The sequence below is a fragment of the Rhodococcus koreensis genome (assembly GCF_017068375.1).
GTDB lineage: Bacteria > Actinomycetota > Actinomycetes > Mycobacteriales > Mycobacteriaceae > Rhodococcus_F > Rhodococcus_F koreensis.
Genome location: NZ_CP070609.1, coordinates 1,979,881 through 1,996,692 on the forward strand (window position 1 = coordinate 1,979,881; position 16,812 = coordinate 1,996,692).

The window sequence follows — 16,812 nt, forward strand, 5'->3', positions numbered from 1 at the left end:
CTCGCCCACTTCGCAAAGTCGTTCAGAGAAGAGAGTTTCCGTGCCCCTCGTGTCCGAACCCACCACACCTCCGACGGTCGAACTGACCGACGAGGAGATTTTCGCCGGCCATCTCGGCGGCAAGCTCTCGGTCGAGCTGACCGCCCCGCTGGACACTCAGCGGGATCTGTCGATCGCCTACACCCCGGGGGTGGCGCAGGTCTCCCGCGCCATCGCTGCCGACGAGACCCTCGCCGACCGCTACACCTGGACCAGTCGCTTGGTGGTCGTCGTCTCCGACGGTTCCGCGGTGCTCGGTCTCGGGGATATCGGCCCCCGTGCCTCTCTTCCGGTGATGGAGGGCAAGTCGGCCCTGTTCAAGAACTTCGCGGGCCTGAACTCGATCCCGCTGGTCCTCGACACCCAGGACCCCGACGAGATCGTCGAGACCCTGATCCGGGTGCGCCCGAGCTTCGGTGCCGTGAATTTGGAGGACATCTCCGCGCCGCGTTGCTTCGAGATCGAACAGCGCGTCATCGAGGCGCTGGACTGCCCGGTCATGCACGACGACCAGCACGGCACCGCCATCGTCGTCCTCGCTGCGCTGAAGGGTGCGGTCAAGGTCCAGGACCGGGACCTGCGCGGGTTGCGCGTGGTGATCTCCGGTGCCGGCGCCGCCGGTGTGGCGTGCGCGAACATCCTGCTCGCCGCCGGGATCGCGGACGTGACGGTGCTGGACTCGAAGGGCATCGTCTCCGTGGATCGTCAGGATTTGAACGCGGTGAAGGTGGATCTGGCCGCGCGTACCAATCCAGCCGCCCGCCGCGGTGGCGTCGCCCAGGCGTTGGACGGCGCGGACGTGTTCCTCGGGGTGTCCGCGGGCACCGTCCCGGAGGAGCTGATCGCGACGATGGCGGAGAACTCCATCGTGTTCGCGCTGTCGAACCCGGACCCGGAGATCCACCCCGACGTCGCCCGCAAGCATGCGGCGATCGTCGCCACCGGGCGCAGTGATTTCCCGAACCAGATCAACAATGTGCTCGCCTTCCCCGGTGTGTTCAAGGGCGCCCTCGACGCCGGCGCCCGGCGCATCACCGAGGGCATGAAACTCGCCGCCGCCGAGGCGATCCTCTCGGTCGTCGGTGACGAGCTGGCTGTGGACAAGATCGTTCCCAGCCCGCTCGATCCTCGCGTCGCCCCCGCTGTCGCGGAGGCAGTCGCCGCCGCTGCGCGGGCGGACCGCGTCACCGCATGGCACTGACGACTGTCCCGATATGTCACGATCGACCGACAGTGGATCCGACCCGCTGGCGCGAATCAGCCAGCTGCACTTCGGTGGGCGACTATTTCTTCTTCGCTCCGGAGAGCGAAACAGACCACGCCCGCTATCTCCGAGAGGACATCGCCCGCGGCATCTGCGGAGGCTGCGTCGCCCGCAACCACTGCCGCCGGTACTCGCTCGAGACCGCACAGCCGTACGGAGTGTGGGGAGGCTTGACCGAATGGGAACGCAAAGAGATTCTCGAGCGATGCAGCGCATCGTGACGAGGGAGACCGGACCAGGTGACGCGCGTGAACGCCACATCGGCAGGCGCGTCACCCGCCGGCGCGCGGGCTCAGACTCAGATTCCCGCCGCCGAGACGAGCTCCCGAATCTCGAGAGCTTTGTCCAGCATCTGACGTGTGTTCCGCCACCAGTCCTGCAGGTGCAGATCGAGGATCAACTCGTCTGCGCCCGCACTTGCCACGGAGGCGATGTCGTCGAGAATCTGCGCGGTTGTGCCCGAAAAGCCGATCCGATCGTCGTCGAGCGGAGTCTCGGAGAACGCGACGTTCCCCACCACGATCATTTCCATCTCGGACGGGTCCCGCCCTGCCGTGGCCGCGGACTGGCGGATCAGGTCCCACGCCGTGCGAAGCTTCTCAGCACCGGCAGCGCCGGGGGTCGGGAAAAGCGGCATCCAACCGTCGGAACGTCGGGCAATCCGTTCCAGCACACGCGCATTGGGACCTCCGGCGGCGCTGACATCGACATCGCCGGCCAAGATGACCGGAATCGGCGAAGCCGGCTTCGGCAGGACGTAGGCGTTGTCGATGAGCGTGTGGGGCCCGCGATAGTTCACTGGATCCGGACCCCAGGCTGCGTCGAAGACGTCGAGGGTCTCGTCGAGCAGTCGGCCGCGCTCGGACTTGGCCATGCCGACCGCCTCGAACTCGTCTACCGCCCAGCCTGTTCCCAACCCCGCAACCACACGCCCGCCGCTGATCTGGTCGAGGGTCGCGAATCTCTTCGCGAGTTGGAGAGGCTGATGAAGGCCGGCAACAATCACACTGGTGCCCAGTCGGACTCGCTCGGTCACCACCGCTGCCGCAGCGAGGACGGTCAGCGGGTCAGCCGCTTGCCGATACGCGGACGGCCACGGCGCGCCCGGAGTGAAAGAATCGCGGGGCGCCACCGGAAACAACAGTCTCTCCCAGGCCCAGACACTGTCGAACCCGGCACGTTCGGCAGCGCCGGCAACTTCCGTGACGTCGTGACGCAAATCAGTACCTACCCGCTGGGGCAGTCGAAGTCCAAGTCTCATGAGTCCAGAATGAACTATCGTCTTCCTGGTACCAGGAGTGAATTTATCCTGGTATTCGCGCCACCCGGATCGTCGTCCTCCCAGGTTCGGCTTCCATGAAGAATGTGAACGCACGTCCTGAAGTCCGTGCCCGTCGCGGCGAGTTCGGCGCTTTCCTGAAGAGTCGCCGCGCCCGCATCACGCCGGAGCAGGTCGGGCTGCCCACCGGAGGGCGCCGCCGGACCCCGGGACTGCGACGCGAGGAGATCGCCCAACTCGCCGGCGTCGGAGTGACGTGGTACACGTGGCTCGAACAGGGTCGCGATATCAAGGCATCCGAGCACGTGCTTACGGCGATTTCGCGGACGCTACGGCTGGATCTGCACGAGCACGCACACCTGTTGACGCTGGCCGGCGTGACAGAACCGCCGAGCGCGACGGAGTGCAATGCCGTTACGCCGTCGATGAAGACAATGATGGCCAAGCTCGACCCGTATCCGGTGATAGTGAGCAATGCGCGCTGCGACGTCCTTGCATATAACCGGGGCTACTGTTGGCTGATGGGCGACCTCGACGCTATTCCTTCCGGCGAGCGCAATCTTGTCGTCCAAAATCTGCTGAACCCTGAGTGGCGGGCGCGCACCGTCGGCTGGGCGGAGCACGTGCCCCGTATTGTGGCGGGCTTCCGCGCCGCGTGGGCGGAGCACCTCGGCGAGCCGGCGTGGGAATCCCTGGTGAAGCGACTGGCTGCCGAATCGCCCCTGTTCGAGCAGCTGTGGAATCGATGCGACGTGACCCGCGAACCCGTCACAACTCGGCGCTTCGAGCACCCCATTGCGGGGCCGCTGAAGTTCCACGTGACCCACCTGAACGCCGGCGTTCATTCGGAGATCACGATGTCCACCTTCACACCAGCCGACGAGATCACGGCATCGAGGCTGCCGACCGCGCCCGGCCCGCGATGATTTTGCGGTCGTGGCGGTGTCAGTATTCGTATGAGAACACTGGCGATCACCCAGAACATCACCCTCGACGGCTCGATCGAAATGCTCGGCGACTGGTTCGACCCGGCGGACCAGGATCCACAGTTGCTGGAAGCGACCAACCGGCAGTCCGAGCGCGCGGACGCCATGTTGCTGGGTCGGCAGACGTTCGAGGACTTCCGCAGTTACTGGCCCCGACAGACCGACGACCAGACCGGGATCACCGATGAACTGAACCAGATTCAGAAGTACGTCGTCTCCTCCACCATGTCCGACCCCGAATGGGGGAACTCGACCGTGCTCACGGGCGACTGGATCGCCCAGGTGAGGGCACTGAAGGGGAAGGAGGGCCGCGACATCGTCGTCACGGGCAGCATCACGTTGACCCATGCCCTGATCGAGTCCGGCCTGGTCGACGAGTACCGGCTGTTCGTGTACCCGGTAGTCCAGGGTCGGGGACGAAGGCTGTTCCCCGACGGCTACGAGACGCCGAGGCTGCAGTTAGTAGAGGCCCGCGGCTTCCAGAACGGCGTCTCTTTGCTGCACTACACCGTCTGAGGCCGCACCTACCGCTCCGCGTCAGCAGGAGCTGTGAGCGTGGTGGTGGTGGTGGTCGTCGGTGTCGGTCTCTTCGTCCGCGTCGGCAGCTCTGGTGGTGGCGGCAGCAAAAAAGTGGTGGTCGGCTCCGACGAGCGTGTCACGGGGAGTACCTCGAACGTCGTCTGCACCACCATCGACGGGATCGGCACGCACCGCAGCCCGGCCACCTGGAAACCGCGACTGCCGCGGTTCGGCACCGTCGCGCGGAAGTCCGCGACGCTGCCGACCTGACGGGTCTCGCCCAGGACACGATCTCCGAACTCCACCGACCACGGCCCGCCACACGTCGGAAGATTTGTCGCGTGGTACTGGATGCGGTCGCCCGGCTGCCCGCTCGGCGGAGTGACGAAGAGGACCGGTCCAGCGGGATCGAGCATGCGCGTCGCTTCCCGGTCGGGTTCGCTCGACGCGCCGCCGCCGGTATGGACTGCGAGCAGGACAGCAACGGACCCGACGAATGCCGTCGCCGCCAACCAGGGTGTCTGTCGCACCGGTCTCACCTCGCACCCTCAATTATGCGGCTTCGCCGCCCACTGCAGGCCGGTCTCGTCGTCGTACAGCGTGGGCGACGGGTACCAGTCGGGGTTTGGGGCGGCACGTCCGGTTACGCGGCGGTACTGCGCCGACCACCGGTCGGCAACACCGAAGGCGAAGGCGTAGGGGACGGCGGCGAGGAAGCACTCACGGACCGCGGCGGACCCGATCGTCTTCGACCGACCCGACAGCACGCGTTCGAACCCAGCGGCGGCCGCCGATACTTGCCGCCCCGTCGGCGTGTGCCGAAGGCCCGTTCCCGCCGCGAACACGCCGAGGGAGCCGGCGACGAACGCGACGAACGGAGCCCCAAAAAGCGTGGGACCGAGTGCGCCGAGGAATCCGAGCGCGGCGAGAACCGTGCACAGGCATGCCATTGCCCGCCCGATCCACGTCCTGATCGAGGGTACGAGCAGATCATCCTGCGCCGCCCACGACCGGCATGCGTCGGACATCGCGCGCATGCCCTCTCTTACCGCGTAGCCGGATGTCGGCGAGCCATCGGCGACGAATACCGCACCCGTCGAACGGATTCCGAGGGAATCGGCCAACACCCGGGAAATGGGGTCGATCTGCCTCCACCCTTGAGGGGTGCCGATCCCCTCGATCTGCCACAGACCGTCGTCGACCAACGTGAGCCGGACTGCCGACTGCTCGGCCAGGTGGAGCAGTGTCGCCGTCGGCGCGCTGTCGCCGATCCACTTCCGCACGACGTATTCGGTCTGCGCAGGCCCGAGACCGGGAACGGGTCCGTACCGCACCGGCGCCTCGGGAAGCTCCTCGCGGGCACTTCGCGACCACCGACGTCCCGCGCCCCACGCGACGACCGACATCCCCACGGCGACCCCGGCGAGCACGAACGAGTCGCCGACGATCGCGGCGAGTCCACGCGCATTCGACGTCGGCCCCCACACCAGGGGCAACAGCAGTCCTGTGCAGGCCGAGGCACCGAGGAGTACGGCACCGGCAACGCGCATCCTCGCCGCATCCGCAGCGCGACCCTGCGCCGCGCTGCGGCCCTCCCCGCCGGAATCGGGCTGGTTTTCATCGCCGTTGTCGTACATTCGCTGACCTCGCTGCCGGGGATATTCGCTGATATCGCAATCCTCGGCACACTCACCCCCGGCAACCAGATGACACAGGGACTACCAACCCCACCTCGAGGTGCACGAATCCTCACCCCATCGGGGACGACGCTCCCGCGCACGGTGTGTTGCGCCGACACCTCCGTCCGGTCGGTGGCGGCGAACGCGATTCACCAGTCCGCGATCACCGGGACGACGCGGTCGCCCAGGATCTCGAGGGGCGTGATCGACGCGACCTGCGGCACCCATCCGTGAACGTGGGTTATGCCGAGCTTCGACAGGTCCTCGAGCTGACCGAGCAAGGTGTCCACATTCTGTCCGTCCGCACCCGGGTCGAGCGGGAACATCACGGTCTTCTCGATGGCGTCGTAGTCGGTACCGAGCGCACTGCAATGTTCCCTCAGCACGTCCAGCTTGTGGGCGACCTCGGGTCCACCGAACAGATTGCAGGCCTGTGCGTACTGCGCGACCATCCGGAGCGTCTTCTTCTCGCCCCCGCCGCCGATGAGGATGGGCGGGTGTGGGCGCCGTAGCGGCTGCGGAACGTTCATGGTGCGGCCGAGCTGGTAGTGCTTTCCCTCGAACGGTCCGTCGTTGTCGCTCCACATCTGCAGGCAGATCTGCAGTGTCTCCTCGAGCCGTTCGAAGCGTTCGGCCGTCGGCGGGAAGTGGAGACCGAGGCCGACACTCTCGTCCTCGTTCCAGGCGGCGCCGATCCCGAGGTACGCGCGACCCTTCGACAGGACGTCGAGCGTGCTCACGGCCTTGGCAAGGAGGCCCGGCTCGCGATAGACCGTGGCCGTGACCCAGGCCAGCAAGTCCACCTTCTCGGTGACGGCAGCGAGGAATCCGAGGGTGGTGTACGCCTCGAGCATCTCGGTGTCGATCGGTCCTACCGGTTCGATCTGCCAGAGATGGTCCATGACGCTGAGCTTGGAGAAACCCGCGCCCTCGGCGGTGACGGCAATGCGGCGCAGGTCGTCCGAGAGGTTCGACGGTCCGGCGGGAAAGGTGAAGTCGGCGATGTGCAGTCCAAGTTCCATAGCTCTCCACGCTAAACCTGTTGCCGCCCGCTACCCAGGGATCGTCAGTACCACCCACACGTGCCCTCGCCAGATGTCCTCACGGATACGTACGGTGACCCGGTGACCGAATCCGCTCGCCGACTCGACGTCGTCTTCGCACCCGGGACCGTCGCGCACAGGGGAACCGCCGCGGAACTCCTCGGCCGGGCGCTCGATGCGCGCGGCCTCACCGGCGAGGTGACGTTCGCCGCGGACACCGCGGATCTGCAGCGCGCGGTGCGGACGGCGGCGGGCCGGGGCGAGTTCGTCGTCGTGCCCGGCGCCGGGGCCTCGTTCACCGCACCGGCCTGCGGCGCGATCCGCGTCGATTTCGGGGACTGCGAGCCAGACCGCTCCGACGGGATCCGGGCCCACATCCGCGGGCGCGGACTCGACGGACTCCGATTCGCGGTCGACAGCTGGTACCACCACCGCTTCCGCCCCGGGACGATCGTCCACTACGGCGACGACCCCGATCAGCGCGCCGAACTGCGGGTCCCGGACGGCACCGGACCGTTCCCCGTCGCCGTGCTGATCCACGGCGGATATTGGCGTCCCCGTTGGGAGTTCGACCTGATGGACGGTCTGGCGGTGGACCTGACGGCCCGCGGGTACGTGACGTGGAACGTCGAGTACCGGCGCCCCGCCGAGGACCGGTGGGCCGCGATGACGTCCGACGCCGCCGCCGCATTGCAGGCCGCCGGGACCGTCCCGGAGGTTGATGTGGGACGCGTGGTGATCCTCGGCCACTCGGCCGGCGGGCAACTCGCCCTGCGCGCCGCCGCCGATGCCGCGGCCGAGGAGGCAGCGGTGTGTCCGGCGCTGGCGGTCAGCCTCGCCGGGGTGCTGAATCTGCGACTCGCCGACGAACGCCGACTCGGCGAGGGTGCGGTGGTGAACGCCGTCGGCGGCCACTGGGCCGAAGACCGGGCAGCGTACGAGCGGTCGTCACCGCTCCATCGGCTGCCGCTCGGCGTCCCGCAACTCGTCGCGTGCGGCCTGGGCGACGAACCGGATCTGCTGGAGATGAGCAGGGAATACCACGCGACCGCAGCGGGGGCTCCCGACGACGTCACCCTGATCGAGGGCCCCGGCGATCACTTCGCCGTCATCGATCCCGCGAGCGAGATCTGGCGAAGGATCACCGGGGCGATCGATGCCCGGATCAGACCTCGGACAGCGTAGACACCGCCGACCGCAGCCCTGCCCCGGCACTGCCGCGCAGCAGGTCCGCGCAGCGCTCGGCCATCGTCATGACCGTGATGTTCGGGTTGACGTGCGGCAGTTTCGGCATCGCCGACGCATCGACAACCCGAAGACCCCGCACCCCCTTGACCCGCAGTTCCGGATCGAGCACCGCCATCGGATCGTCGACACCGCCCATCCGGGCCGTGCCCGCCGGGTGATACACCGTGTTGTGGGTCTTGTGGATGTAGTCGAGGATCTCGTCGTCGGTCACCGCATCCGGTCCCGGCGCCAGTTCACGGGCGATCCACCCGCGCAGCGCCTTCTGCTCGGCGATCGTCCGGGCCAGCTTCACCCCGGACAGCATCACCCGGTCGTCGTGACCGTCGCTGTCGGTGAAGTACCGGGGATCGACCTTCGCGCGGTCGCGGAAGTCCCGCGAGCGCAGCCGCACCATGCCCCGGGAGCGGCCCTGAGTGACGTTCGGTGTCAGGCAGAAACCGTTGTCCGTGGTCGGGTAGCCCCACCGGAGGGTGTTCATGTCGAACGGCACGCTGCCGTAGTGCATCATCAGGTCCGGATGGTTCAGCCCCTCCTCGGTGGTGGCGAACAGACCGATCTCCCACCACTGCGTCGACTCGGTGACCATCGGCCGGGACGCCTCCCAGAAAACCAGACCCTCCACGTGGTCGTCGAGGTTGGCCCCGACCCCGGGCGAATCGACGCGGACGGGAATTCCGAACTCCACGAGATGCTCTGCCGGACCGATACCCGAGAGCATCAGCAGTTTCGGGGTATCGATCGCGCCGGCGGTGACGATCACCTCGCGGCGCGCCGACACCGTGTCGTACCCGGTGAGGTCGGGGCGCTGGTAGCGCACGCCCGTCGCCGTCTGCTGATCGTCGAACAGGATCTCGCTGACCCAGCAGCCGGTCCGGACCTCGAGGTTGGGGCGGGTGCCGAGGATCGGGTGCAGGTAGGCGTGCGACGACGACATCCGGGTGCCGTCCTCGGACGCGTTGATCTGGAACCAGCCGGCCCCGTTCAGCACCGTTCCGCCGCGGTTGAACGCGACGGTCGGCAGACCGACCGCGGCGGCAGCGTCGAGAACCGCGTGGCCGCACGGATCGTTCGGTGGGACGTCACGCAACCGCACCGGACCGCTGCGGCCGTGGCCGTCACCGGGGGCGTCGTTGTTCTCCAGCCGGCCGACGTACGGCAGGATGTCGCGTGCACCCCACCCCGACGCACCCATCGCCTCCCAGTCGTCGAGCACCTCGGCCGGTGGCCAGAATGCGATACACGAATTGTGCGACGAGCACCCGCCGAGGACCTTGGCCCTGGCGTGCCGCATGAAACTGTTGCCCCGCTCCTGCGGCTCGACCGGGTAGTCCCAGTCGTACCCGGAGTCGAGCAGGTGCATCCACTGCGACAACTCGAGGATGGCCCGGTCCCCGACGTCCGACGGTCCCGCCTCCAGCAGGCACACCGTCACCGACGGGTCCTCGCTCAGGCGGGCCGCGAGGACGTACCCCGCACTGCCGCCACCCGCGATCACGTAGTCGAATTCCAGTGCAGTGCTCCGCAGTTCACTTTCGGTCATCGAGCAAGCTCCTTGTCGATCGGTTCGGATTGCGGTGCGGCCGGTGCGGCGGCCACGGAGTGTGACGTCAAGGTACCGATGTGGTGCCGGCCGGTGGTGAGGTACCACAGCAGTCCGAGCCCGAGGATGACGCCGATGTAGACGAAGGCGCCCCACGTGTTGTACCAAGGCTCCCCGTAGACGGCTTCACGCGGCCAGGCGAGGTTGACGGCCATGCCGATTCCCCACACCACGGCGACGATGTTGACGGGCAGACCCCATCTGCCCATCGTGAAGTAGCCGCCCTCCTTCAGGTCCCGCGGCGGCCACTGGCCGCGCAGCCTCCGCTTCAGCATCGGGCCGGTCACCATCAGGTAGGCGAGGTAGATCATGATGATCGCGATCGAGGTCAACACGGTGAAGATGTGCGGTTGACCGATGTTGACCACCAGGATCAGCGCGGCCACCACTCCGATCGTCACCGCGGGCACGACGGGTGTCCGCGTCTTCGGGTGAACGCGGGCGAGCCGCTCCCCGAACGGAAGTGCATTGTCGCGGGCCATGGCGAAGGTCAGCCGGATGGCGGCGGTGTGCACCGCCAGCGAGCAGACCGTCACGGCGATCACGATGCAGATCAGGAAGATGGTTCCCAGCGGGCCCCACATCACCTGCTCCACGATGTACTGCAGGCTGCCGTCGGACGCGCCGATCTTCGGATCGTCCAGGTCGGGCGCCGCCATCACGGCGAAGACGAGGATCGCGCCGCCGATCACGAACGAGGCGAGGATCGCACGGAGGATCGCCTTGGGGGCGGTGCGGCGGGGTTCCACCGTCTCCTCGCCCAGCGAGCTCGCGGTATCGAAGCCGTACATCACGTATCCCGACGCGAGAGTGGCCACCAGGAACGCACCGAGATAGCCTCCACTTTCACCGGCGCCGTAGCCGTGGGTGGAGAAGAACACCTGCGGGCCGCGGGTCGCGTTGGCGGCGAGGATGATCGCGATCAGCACCGCGGCAATGAGTTCGATGAACACCCCGGCGCTGTTGATCATCGCCATCAGACGGACACCGAGCGCGTTGACGACGGTGGTGAAGCCGATCATCACGGTCCCGAGAATGACGGCGTTGGTGGCGAAGTCGTGTTCCCCCGTACCGTCGCCGACGATCTGGAAGCCGCTCCACAGCCGAGGCAGATTGAGCTGCAGCGCCAGCACAACGGCCGACAGGGTGACGATCGACGCGGTGAGCATCAGCCAGCCGGCCGACCACCCCACCACTCTGCTGCCGAGCGTTTTCGCCCAGTTGTACACGGAACCGGCGATCGGATACTTGGCGGCCAGCTCCATGAAGCACAGTGCCACCGAGAGCTGGCCGAGGAACACCAGCGGCCACGACCACAAATATGCGGGGCCTGCAGTGCCGAAACCGAAGTAGAACAATTGGAAAGTGCCGGTCAGGATGGAAATGTAGCTGACGCCCGCGGCAAAGCTCGCGAACTTGCCGATACTGCGATCCAGGGACTCCTTGTATCCGAAATCTTCGAGTCCACTGTCCTGATCGCCGGTCGTGTTGTCGGGTCTGGTCATTCGATCACTTCCTGAGAAGTCGATGGGGTCTGCTCGCGGGCCCTGCCGAGTGCACGTCAGGTCGCGGTAAACCACCCCGCGTGAGGTGAGGTCGTGTTGTTCCAGATGTGTTTGACTTCCTGGTATTCGGAGACCCCGGCGGGCCCGAGTTCGCGTCCGTTGCCGGACTTCTTGAATCCGCCCCACTCCGCCGCCGCCGTGTAGTAGCCGAAGTCGTTGAGCCACACCGTTCCGTGGCGCAGACGGCGCACCACCCGCTCGCCGCGGGCGGCGTCCGACGTCCGGACCCCGGCGGCGAGGCCGTACTCGGTGTCGTTGCCGAGTCGGACCGCGTCCTCCTCGGTGGTGAATCGCTCGACGGTGAGGATGGGCCCGAACGTTTCCTCCTGCACGATCCGCATCGTGCGGTCGCAGTGGTCGAAGATGGTGGGCAGGTAGTAGCTGCCGCCGTCCAGCGCGGGATCGGCGGGCCGGGAGCCGCCCGTCCGGAGCGTCGCTCCCTCGGCGATACCCAGTGCGACATAGGCTTCGATCTTGTCGCGCTGCGCCGCCGACACGAGCGGTCCGGTCTCGCTGGCCGGGTCGAGTCCCGGGCCGACGCGGATGGCCTCGGCGCGCGAGACGAGCGCGGCGACGAACTCGTCGGCGATCGACTCCTCGACGATCAGGCGCGTCCCGGCCGAGCACACCTGACCCGAATGCAGGAAGACTCCGGTGAGCACCTGGTCTACCGACGACTCCCAGTCGGCGTCCGCGAAGACGAGGTGCGGATTCTTCCCGCCGAGTTCCACGGCGACCTTCGTGACGTGTTTCGCGGCCGTCTCCAGGATGGTGGTACCGGTGGCGAGTCCGCCCGTGAACGAGATGAAGTCCACGTCGCCGGTGTCGGTGAGGGCGGGGCCGAGGTCGGCGCCGCTGCCCTGCACGAGGTTGACCACCCCGGCGGGCACACCGGCCTCCTCGATCAGCCGGGTGAACGCGATCGTGCTCAGCGGCGTGACTTCGCTGGGTTTGAGCACCATCGTGCAGCCGGCCGCCAACGCCGGTGCCACCTTCCAGGAGATCTGCAGCAGCGGGTAGTTCCACGGTGCGATGAGGACGCACACCCCGATCGGTTCGCGAACGACGCGGGAGACGACGGCGGGGTCACCCACGTCGACGACGCGGTCGCTCGAGACGAGGGCCAGCCTGGCGTAGTACCGGAACACGGAGACGACGTCGTCGATGTCGATTCGGCTCTCCACCAACGTCTTACCGGTGTCGACCGTCTCGATGCGCGCCAGTTCCTCCTTGTCGCGCTCGAGGAGTTCGGCGATACGCGACAGCAGCGACGATCGCGTGGCGACCGGCGTCTCCGGCCAGTCCCCGGCATCGAAGGCCGCCCGGGCCGCCTGCACTGCTCGCCCGGCGTCTTCGGGCGACGCCTCGTCGACGGTGGCGATCACGTTGCCGGTTGCCGGGTCGATGCAGTCGCGGGTGCGCCCCGATGTCGCAGCCACCCACTCCCCCGCGATGAAATTCACCGTGCCGAACAATTTCTGGACGTCGAGATCAGCAGATAGCGCCGACATCTTCATAGTGTGTCCGAAACCCTTTCGTGTGCAAATTCTTTCGTTGGGCCGACGATGAGCGGATCACGGGAGACGTCCCGGTACAGCGAGACGCACAGTCCGATCATCACCAGCAGGAACGGCGCGGCCGCGATGATCGTCATGGTCTGCAGCCCCTGAAGGGCGTCCGTGCCGCCGGTCCAGAGGATGAGCGCCGCGGTGCCGCCGGTGAGCGTGCCCCAGAACACGACGATCCGTTTGCTCGGGTGCCGGGTCCCCCGCTCCGACAGGGTGCCCATCACGAGCGATGCCGCGTCGGCTCCGGAGACGAAGAACAATGCCACCAGCACCATGACCAGGACGGTGGAGACACCGGCGAGCGGCAGGTGGTCGAGCATTCCGAACAACTGTCCCTCGGTCGACGACTGGGACGCCACATCGGTGCCGTCACGTTGCACCCCGATGGCGGAACCTCCGAACACCGCGAACCACACGAGGCTGACCGAGGTGGGAATGACGATCACACCGACGACGAACTGCCGGATAGTGCGGCCGCGGCTGATCCGGGCCAGGAACATGCCGACGAACGGGGTCCACGACACCCACCACGCCCAGTAGAAGATCGTCCACGACGACAGCCACGACGCGGTGTCGTCGCCGGCACTCGCGGCGGTGCGACCCGACATCGTCGCGAGTTGCGCGCTGTAGTCGGCGATGGTGGTGGGCAGCAGATTGAGGATCAGCACCGTGGGGCCGAGGACGAACACGAAGACGGCCAGCACGATGGCCAGCACCATGTTGATGTTGGACAACCAGTGGATTCCGCGGGCCACACCGGACACCGCCGAGGCAACGAACGCGAACGTCAGCAATCCGACGAGGGCCACCAGGGCGAACGTGCCGACCTCGCCCATCCAGCCGATGATCTCGAGCCCGGACCCGATCTGGAGGGCACCGAGGCCGAGCGACGCGGCGGTGCCGAACATCGTCGCGATGATCGCGAGCACGTCGATCACCTTGCCCGCCGCCCCCTCGGCGCGACGGCCGAGGAGCGGGACGAACGCAGAGCTGATGAGTTGCTTGCGGCCCCGCCGATAGGAGCCGTAGGCGATCGACAATCCGACCACCGCGTAGATCGCCCACGGGTGCAGTCCCCAGTGATACATCGTCGTGGCCATCGCCGACCCGGCGCTGCCGTCGGTCCCAGGAGGCGGGCTCACCATGTGCGCGAGGGGTTCGGCGACGCCGTAGAACATCAGCCCGATCCCCATGCCGGCGCTGAACATCATCGCGATCCAGCTGACCGTCCGGAACTCCGGCTTCTCGCCGTCCTTACCGAGCGGAATCCGGCCGTACCGGGAAAACGCCAGGAACAGCGAGAAGAGGACGAACCCGGTGGCCGCGGTGATGAACAGCCACCCCATGTCGGCGACGAGCCACCCGAGGGCCGCGTTCGACACGAGCGCGAGGTTCTCCGGCGCCAGCAGGCCCCACAGGATGATGCCCACCCCGACTCCCGCCGCGGCGCCGAACACCACCTTGTCGACACCGCCCCGCGGCGCGGCGTGGGCGGGTGTCGCGCGCTCCGGTTCCGGCGCCTGCACTTCGGGAGGGTCGATCACCCTCGGTTGCTCGCCGGCGTACGTCATTTCGCGTCCCCACCCAGCCGGGTCAGTAACCAGTCGTGGAATTCGCCGATGTGATGCTCCGCGGGCACCAGCACACCCCCGTCGCGGTAAGCCTTCGACGACATCGTCGGCTGCGTCCGCTCGCACGCATCGAAGTCCTGCTGGTTGACCCGGTGGAACAATTCGACCGAGCGGGAGACGTCGCGTCCCGACGCCGTGACGTCCGGCGCGTACAGCCAGTCGCATTCCACGATGGTGCGGTCCGCGGACATGGGGTACATGCGGTGGAAGATGACGTGGTCGGGCACGAGGTTCACGAAGACCTGCGGCCGAACGGTGATGGCGTAGTACTTGCGGTCCTGGTCGTCGCTGATGCCGGACAACGCCTCGAATCCGCCGCTTCCGTCGATGGTGAAGCCCTCGACTTCATCGCCGAAGGCGGCACCGTGCCCCACGAAGTACTGTGCGGCAAGGCCGTCCGCGAACTCCGGAAGCACCTCGGTGAGTTCCGGGTGAATGGTGGCGCAGTGGTAGCACTCCATGAAGTTCTCGATGATCAGCTTCCAGTTGGCCGCGACGTCGTAGGTGATCCGTCGGCCGAGTTCCAGGGTTCCGATCTCGTACCGGTCGATGGCGGCCGGATCGCCGAGCCGTTCGGTGACGGAACCGATGACCTCGTCCTCGAACGACGGCGGTTCGTCCGCGAGGCACACCCAGGCGTAACCGAGCCACTCGCGCAGCGCGACCGGCACCAGCCCGTACCGCACCCGGTCGATGTCGGCTCCGGTCTCGTCGCGCAGCGCGGCCATGTTCGGCGCGGCGACCAGTTTGCCGTCGAGTCCGTACGTCCACGCGTGGTACGGGCACTGCAGGTTCCGCCGAACCTGGCCTTCGTCCTCCGTGCAGAGCATGGCGCCGCGGTGCCGGCAGATGTTGAGGAACGCCCGGAGGGCGCCGTCCCGGCCGCGGACGACGAGGACGCTCTCCCGGCCGACGGTGACCTTCTTGAAGGCGCCGGCATCGGCGAGATCAGCGGTGCGGGCGGCGCAGAACCACATCGCCTCGAAGACGTTCTCCTGCTCGCTCACGAAAATGTCGGGGTCGGTGTAGTAGCGACCCCCCAGAGTGGGGATCAGTGCCGGGGCGGGCGCGGGGGCTTGGACGTCCGGAGCGGACATAGATGTCACCGTTCTTTCGTTACGGGAAAGATGCGTTCGGTCGGGGCTGTGACCTGGAATCTGTGGGCGTGTGGGGGCGCGGATCCGCCCGGCGAAACGACGCGCATGGATCCGGTCGGCTGCGGAGACTGCTCTCCGCAGGGCCGTCGCGATCCCGGGCTTGTTGCGTCATCGGCAACGCTAAGCGATTTACACAACTTAGACTGTCGCAGATGGGAGTGTCAAACATCACATTCGGGAGTTCTTTCGTGGGCGTGACGCCCCCGAAACACGGCATTAACGAAATGCCCGAATTACCGACGGGTAGAACGTTCCGCGTTGGGAGAGAAGGCCTTCCGGAGACGGAAGGATGAGGCCGGTGCCGCGGCGCCCGAATTGTCCGATCGATTTCCGGCCGTCGACGGGCCACGAAGGCGTCCGCGACCGCCCTCGGGCACCGCCCCACAGATGGCGTCTACGCTGCTACGATGCCGCGCCGTCCGACTGCTGGGCCTCGATGCGCGCGACGGCGCCCGCGAGCTCGAGGGCGACAGCCTCGAAGCGGTCCCTGGCGAGCCGGTACTCGGGGCCCGACACGCAGATGGACGCCACGATCCGCTTCGTCACCTGACTGCGCACGGGCACCGCCACCGAGTGCAGCCCCGCTTCCAGTTCCTCCGCCGTGGACGCCCACCCGCGCGACCGCACCCGCGCGAGTTCGACGCCGAGCGCGTGGAGGTCCGTGATGGTGTTGGGGGTGAGTGCGGGAAGATCCGGTCCCAGCCGGCTCTGCAGCTGGCCGCGCGTCAGCTCGGAGACCAGCACTTTTCCGGTTGCGGTGGCGTGCGCGGGACTCACCTGACCCACCCACGATCGCAGGGCGACGCGCCGGTCGCTGCGCGATTCGAGCACGTTGATCGTGCCGGCCCCGTCGAGGACGGCCAGGTTGACGGTCTCCCCGAAGGCGTCGGCCAGCCGATCGCATTCCGGCTGCGCGATCTCGACGAGCCCGCTCTGCGCCACGGTCGCCTCGGCGAGCCGGACGACGGCGAATCCCAGCTGGTACTTGCCGCGCACGCCGGCTTCCTCCACGAAACCCCGCTGCTGCAGGGATGTGATCAGCCGGGAGACCGTCGACTTGTGCACGCCGAGGCGCAGGGCGATCTCCGAGACACCGATGCGCCTCTCGGACGCGACGATCTCGAGCACGTCGATGGCGCGTTCGACCGCGTGCACCGTCTTTCCGCGCGCTTCGGTCCCCTGGGCCTCCGAATCGGTCATGCCCCGAGGTTATGCCTCCACCGATCCGGTACGC

15 protein-coding genes are annotated in these 16,812 nt (G+C 67.4%); 5 read left to right on the plus strand and 10 right to left on the minus strand.

The features are described 5' to 3' along the window. Positions 1–40: 40 nt before the first annotated feature. Both JWS14_RS09210 and JWS14_RS09215 read left to right on the plus strand, forming a co-directional pair. Positions 41–1,240, plus strand: coding sequence for an NAD(P)-dependent malic enzyme (locus tag JWS14_RS09210; protein ID WP_206012963.1), 1,200 nt, complete (start codon positions 41–43; stop codon positions 1,238–1,240). A gap of 32 nt (positions 1,241–1,272) precedes the next feature. After that, positions 1,273–1,524: a WhiB family transcriptional regulator gene (locus tag JWS14_RS09215; RefSeq protein ID WP_241031302.1), complete on the plus strand. Its 252-nt coding sequence runs from the start codon at positions 1,273–1,275 to the stop codon at positions 1,522–1,524. 77 nt (positions 1,525–1,601) lie between these two features. On the opposite strand, the gene JWS14_RS09220 is transcribed toward JWS14_RS09215, so the two are convergent. Further along, positions 1,602–2,564, minus strand: a complete 963-nt coding sequence (locus JWS14_RS09220; protein ID WP_206012965.1) for an LLM class F420-dependent oxidoreductase — start codon at positions 2,562–2,564, stop codon at positions 1,602–1,604. 95 nt (positions 2,565–2,659) lie between these two features. On the opposite strand from JWS14_RS09220, the gene JWS14_RS09225 reads away from it, so the two are divergent. Further along, positions 2,660–3,508 (plus strand): helix-turn-helix transcriptional regulator, encoded by an 849-nt coding sequence (locus tag JWS14_RS09225; RefSeq protein WP_206012966.1) that lies wholly within the window; start codon positions 2,660–2,662, stop codon positions 3,506–3,508. Between the two features lie 30 nt (positions 3,509–3,538). Next, the gene (locus JWS14_RS09230; RefSeq protein WP_206012967.1) at positions 3,539–4,084 is read left to right on the plus strand and encodes a dihydrofolate reductase family protein; all 546 of its coding nucleotides are present in this window, start codon (positions 3,539–3,541) and stop codon (positions 4,082–4,084) included. Between the two features lie 8 nt (positions 4,085–4,092). On the opposite strand, the gene JWS14_RS09235 is transcribed toward JWS14_RS09230, so the two are convergent. The 3 genes from JWS14_RS09235 to JWS14_RS09245 form a co-directional block, all read right to left on the minus strand. Continuing rightward, positions 4,093–4,617 (minus strand): hypothetical protein, encoded by a 525-nt coding sequence (locus JWS14_RS09235; protein WP_206012969.1) that lies wholly within the window; start codon positions 4,615–4,617, stop codon positions 4,093–4,095. Positions 4,618–4,635: 18 nt separating this feature from the next. Further along, positions 4,636–5,724 (minus strand): DUF2207 family protein, encoded by a 1,089-nt coding sequence (locus JWS14_RS09240; RefSeq protein WP_206012970.1) that lies wholly within the window; start codon positions 5,722–5,724, stop codon positions 4,636–4,638. Positions 5,725–5,915: 191 nt separating this feature from the next. Continuing rightward, positions 5,916–6,788, minus strand: a complete 873-nt coding sequence (locus JWS14_RS09245) for an LLM class F420-dependent oxidoreductase (RefSeq protein ID WP_095865902.1) — start codon at positions 6,786–6,788, stop codon at positions 5,916–5,918. Between the two features lie 102 nt (positions 6,789–6,890). Here JWS14_RS09245 and JWS14_RS09250 point away from each other — a divergent pair, with 102 nt between their 5' ends. After that, positions 6,891–7,994 (plus strand): alpha/beta hydrolase family protein, encoded by a 1,104-nt coding sequence (locus tag JWS14_RS09250; protein ID WP_206012971.1) that lies wholly within the window; start codon positions 6,891–6,893, stop codon positions 7,992–7,994. Here JWS14_RS09250 and JWS14_RS09255 read toward each other — a convergent pair. The 6 genes from JWS14_RS09255 to JWS14_RS09280 all read right to left on the minus strand — a co-directional run bounded on the left by JWS14_RS09255 (position 7,975) and on the right by JWS14_RS09280 (position 16,778). Further along, positions 7,975–9,597: a GMC family oxidoreductase gene (locus tag JWS14_RS09255; RefSeq protein WP_206012972.1), complete on the minus strand. Its 1,623-nt coding sequence runs from the start codon at positions 9,595–9,597 to the stop codon at positions 7,975–7,977. The genes JWS14_RS09250 and JWS14_RS09255 overlap by 20 nt on opposite strands. Beyond that, a complete protein-coding gene (locus tag JWS14_RS09260) occupies positions 9,594–11,162 on the minus strand; it encodes an APC family permease (protein WP_206012973.1) in 1,569 nt (522 codons plus the stop codon). Before JWS14_RS09260 ends, JWS14_RS09255 begins: the two co-directional genes overlap by 4 nt. Positions 11,163–11,218: 56 nt before the next feature. Further along, the gene (locus tag JWS14_RS09265; protein ID WP_206012974.1) at positions 11,219–12,739 is read right to left on the minus strand and encodes an aldehyde dehydrogenase family protein; all 1,521 of its coding nucleotides are present in this window, start codon (positions 12,737–12,739) and stop codon (positions 11,219–11,221) included. After that, entirely contained in the window at positions 12,736–14,361 is a 1,626-nt protein-coding gene (locus tag JWS14_RS09270) for a BCCT family transporter (protein WP_206012975.1), read from the minus strand. Before JWS14_RS09270 ends, JWS14_RS09265 begins: the two co-directional genes overlap by 4 nt. After that, positions 14,358–15,518 (minus strand): aromatic ring-hydroxylating oxygenase subunit alpha, encoded by a 1,161-nt coding sequence (locus JWS14_RS09275; protein WP_072944001.1) that lies wholly within the window; start codon positions 15,516–15,518, stop codon positions 14,358–14,360. Before JWS14_RS09275 ends, JWS14_RS09270 begins: the two co-directional genes overlap by 4 nt. Before the next feature lie 462 nt (positions 15,519–15,980). Then, the gene (locus JWS14_RS09280; RefSeq protein WP_095865907.1) at positions 15,981–16,778 is read right to left on the minus strand and encodes an IclR family transcriptional regulator; all 798 of its coding nucleotides are present in this window, start codon (positions 16,776–16,778) and stop codon (positions 15,981–15,983) included. Positions 16,779–16,812: the final 34 nt, after the last annotated feature.

What these genes read in the sequence shown, in the direction of transcription:
- JWS14_RS09220 (WP_206012965.1), bottom strand. Translation starts at nt 2,564, where the DNA reads ATGAGACTTGGACTTCGACTGCCCCAGCGGGTAGGTACTGATTTGCGT.
- JWS14_RS09225 (WP_206012966.1), top strand. Translation starts at nt 2,660, where the DNA reads ATGAAGAATGTGAACGCACGTCCTGAAGTCCGTGCCCGTCGCGGCGAG.
- JWS14_RS09230 (WP_206012967.1), top strand. Translation starts at nt 3,539, where the DNA reads ATGAGAACACTGGCGATCACCCAGAACATCACCCTCGACGGCTCGATC.
- JWS14_RS09240 (WP_206012970.1), bottom strand. Translation starts at nt 5,724, where the DNA reads ATGTACGACAACGGCGATGAAAACCAGCCCGATTCCGGCGGGGAGGGC.
- JWS14_RS09245 (WP_095865902.1), bottom strand. Translation starts at nt 6,788, where the DNA reads ATGGAACTTGGACTGCACATCGCCGACTTCACCTTTCCCGCCGGACCG.
- JWS14_RS09255 (WP_206012972.1), bottom strand. Translation starts at nt 9,597, where the DNA reads ATGACCGAAAGTGAACTGCGGAGCACTGCACTGGAATTCGACTACGTG.
- JWS14_RS09260 (WP_206012973.1), bottom strand. Translation starts at nt 11,162, where the DNA reads ATGACCAGACCCGACAACACGACCGGCGATCAGGACAGTGGACTCGAA.
- JWS14_RS09265 (WP_206012974.1), bottom strand. Translation starts at nt 12,739, where the DNA reads ATGAAGATGTCGGCGCTATCTGCTGATCTCGACGTCCAGAAATTGTTC.
- JWS14_RS09270 (WP_206012975.1), bottom strand. Translation starts at nt 14,361, where the DNA reads ATGACGTACGCCGGCGAGCAACCGAGGGTGATCGACCCTCCCGAAGTG.
- JWS14_RS09275 (WP_072944001.1), bottom strand. Translation starts at nt 15,518, where the DNA reads ATGTCCGCTCCGGACGTCCAAGCCCCCGCGCCCGCCCCGGCACTGATC.
- JWS14_RS09280 (WP_095865907.1), bottom strand. Translation starts at nt 16,778, where the DNA reads ATGACCGATTCGGAGGCCCAGGGGACCGAAGCGCGCGGAAAGACGGTG.